The following is a 1,948-nucleotide window of genomic DNA, read 5'->3' on the forward strand; positions in this document are numbered from 1 at the left end:
TGTTAACCACAATGTAAAACTGAGCCACTTGATCAATTGAATTCTGATCCATTTGTATCAAACTAGGTGTCTTTTGAGAGATGCCTATGATCACAAAGGAAGAGTTAATGAAAATTCAGATTTTATTCGAGCAAGGCATGTCGCAACGAAAGATCGCTAGAGAGTTAGGAATTTCGCGCAACACAGTCAAACGCTATCTCAAGATGGATTGGGTCGAGCCAAAATATAAGACGCGAGGTAAGAAAACGTCGAAACTTAACCCCTTTAAATCGTATCTCCACTCACGTATTGCGCAAGCTGCACCCGTTCATTTATCAGGTGTCGTATTGCATCGGGAGATTAAAGAATTAGGCTACAAAGGCAGCCAGTCACTGTTGTGGCAATACTTAAATCAATATAGAGGCCAACAAGAAATAGCTCCTATCGTTCGATTTGAAACCTCGCCAGGTAAACAAATGCAAGTTGACTGGGGCACCATGAAGAATGGTAAAAGACCGCTTCATGTATTCATTGGTATTTTAGGCTTCAGCCGAGGAATGTTTGTCGTATTTACCGATAATATGCGGTACGAAACACTCGAATACTGCCATCGCGTCACGTTTGAGTATTTCCAAGGTATTCCCCAAGAAGTCTGGTACGACAACATGAAAACCGTTGTCATTGAGCGTCACGCTTATGGTGAAGGGAGTCATAAATTGCATCAACCCTTTTACCAGTTTGCTAAAAGTATGGGCTTCATCCCAAAACTTTGCCAACCCTACCGTCCTCAAACAAAAGGTAAAGTAGAGCGTATGGTGCGTTATGTTAGGGATAATTTTTATCGACCATTAAGTACAAAATTGGCTCAAACGAATGAAACCCTAGATATTGCCACAGCTAATTATGAGGTTAAGCGATGGTTAGAAACGGTTGCACACCAACGTATTCATAACACCACGAAGCAAACACCCGCAGAACGCTTGGTACAAGAGCGATCTTACCTTAAAGAATTACCGCCTAATATTGCTCCTGTAACACAATCAGATAAGACCATGACAATGGGGTTAGCGTCACATCACTTAATCGACACAAAGCCATTGCACCACAGTCTTGATATGTATGATGCATTAGTCGAGGCAAGAGTATGAATCTACAATTGTCCCGTATTAGCGCGCTGACAGAGATACTCAGCCTTCCAGGTGTTGAATGCAGTGCCACCGATGTGGCTCAACAGGCAGCAAAAGAAGAATGGGATTACCTCACCTTTTTAGAACGCATACTGTCTTGTGAAGAGTCATCCAGACATCAACGGAAACAAAGTCTTTATACTCGCATGGCGGGGTTTCCGAGTGTCAAAACGTTAGACGAGTTTGATTATAGCTTTGCCACTGGCGTCCCGAAAAAACAGGTAAATGAACTGGCTTCCTTGTCATTTATAGAGCGACAGGAAAATGTCGTTATGCTTGGACCTAGTGGTGTTGGTAAAACACACTTAGCCATCGCTTTAGGCTATAAAGCTGTGCAGGCAGGTATTAAAACTCGATTTATCAGTGCGTCAGATCTCATCTTAAATTTACTTACAGCGCAGCGCCAAGACAAATATAAAAGTCACATACAACGTGCCGTTCAAGCACCTAAACTACTGATTATCGATGAAATTGGATATCTCCCATTCAATGCACAAGAATCCAAGATGCTGTTCGATGTGGTTGCCAAACGTTATGAAAAAGGCTCTGTTATTTTTACTAGCAATTTACCATTTGGACAATGGGGTCAAGTGTTTGCAAATGACATTGCACTGACGTCGGCAATGCTTGATAGAGTTTTACACCATTCACATATTATTCAAATTAAAGGAGAAAGTTATCGAATTAAAGAAAAGAAACAAGCAGGTTTAATGGAAAAAACAACCAAGTAGTGGATCACATTTAAATTGATCGAGTGGATCAGTTTTCAATTGATGTTGACA

At 41.2% G+C, this 1,948-nt stretch carries 2 protein-coding genes; both read left to right on the forward strand.

Annotated elements, in window-relative coordinates:
• Positions 1 to 86 precede the first annotated feature (86 nt).
• Positions 87 to 1,127 (forward strand): IS21 family transposase, encoded by a 1,041-nt coding sequence (istA, locus tag ACYVIL_RS20520; RefSeq protein ID WP_460314626.1) that lies wholly within the window; start codon positions 87 to 89, stop codon positions 1,125 to 1,127.
• Positions 1,124 to 1,897: an IS21-like element helper ATPase IstB gene (istB, locus tag ACYVIL_RS20525; protein ID WP_460314628.1), complete on the forward strand. Its 774-nt coding sequence runs from the start codon at positions 1,124 to 1,126 to the stop codon at positions 1,895 to 1,897. The genes istA and istB overlap by 4 nt, the downstream gene beginning before the upstream one ends.
• Positions 1,898 to 1,948 lie beyond the last annotated feature (51 nt).

The sequence above is a fragment of the Aliiglaciecola aliphaticivorans genome, assembly GCF_054782055.1.